This is a genomic window from Methylobacterium nigriterrae (assembly GCF_037106235.1).
GTDB lineage: Bacteria > Pseudomonadota > Alphaproteobacteria > Rhizobiales > Beijerinckiaceae > Methylobacterium > Methylobacterium nigriterrae.
In genome coordinates this window covers 1-376 of record NZ_JBAWTG010000610.1, presented here as the reverse complement: position 1 = coordinate 376, position 376 = coordinate 1, and the positions used below count along the sequence as shown (strand labels likewise).

Below are 376 nucleotides of genomic sequence, written 5' to 3'. Positions count from 1 at the left end.
CGAAGCCACCCTCATCGTGCAGGCCGTCTCCTGGTACCTGCGCTACGCGCTGAGCTACCGTGATATCGAGGAGATGCTCCTGGAGAGAGGGCTGGAGGTGGACCATTCCACCCTCAACCGCTGGGTGCTCGCCTACGCGCCTGCGATCGAGCGGCGCCTGCGCGGCTTCCGTAAGCCGCACTGCGGCTCGGTGCGCGTCGACGAAACGTACGTCCGGATCCGGGGCCAGTGGCGCTATTTGTACCGGGCCATCGACAAACACGGAGAGCCGGTTGAGTTCCTGCTCACCGCTAACCGCGACTTGGACGCCGCCAAGCGGTTCTTCCGCAAGATGCTCTCGGCCGAGCCGCTGCTCGGCCCTGACCGGATCGGCACC

The 376-nt window shown here is 66.2% G+C and carries 1 protein-coding gene; it reads left to right on the top strand.

Annotation, left to right across the window (positions count from 1 at the left end; genetic code table 11):
* Nucleotides 1-376: IS6 family transposase (locus tag WDW90_RS38450; RefSeq protein ID WP_336492916.1), on the top strand; the 376-nt coding region annotated here is incomplete at both ends.